The following is a 281-nucleotide window of genomic DNA, read 5'->3' on the forward strand; positions in this document are numbered from 1 at the left end:
GCCTTGTCCCCTCCCCCTCGTGGCGATATCCAATTGAAAGCCGTGCACGGGGTTGTGACCGGTTGGAAAGTTGGAGTTCGAGAAGTGATCAGACCTCCCAGCGGCCCCCATAGAACAGTCCCGATAAGATGAATTATCCGCCTATCCCCTTCTCCGCACCCGCACCGACTCCGCGTGGGCGTGGAGCCCTTCCGCATCGGCGATCGTCTCCACCACGTCGCCGATTGCCTCGAGGCCCTCCCGCGTGATCACCTGGACAGTCGAGCGCCGGCAGAAGTGGT

General features: G+C 62.3%; 1 protein-coding gene. It reads right to left on the reverse strand.

Features of this window, described 5'->3' with window-relative positions; all coding sequences use genetic code 11:
* Positions 1 to 141 precede the first annotated feature (141 nt).
* A partial coding sequence (locus tag BRA62_RS06090; protein WP_292365743.1) for a histidinol dehydrogenase occupies positions 142 to 281 on the reverse strand: 140 nt, incomplete at its 5' end.

Origin of the sequence: Methanoculleus sp. UBA208 (assembly GCF_002498065.1) — an archaeon.
In the GTDB taxonomy this organism is placed as follows: domain Archaea; phylum Halobacteriota; class Methanomicrobia; order Methanomicrobiales; family Methanoculleaceae; genus Methanoculleus.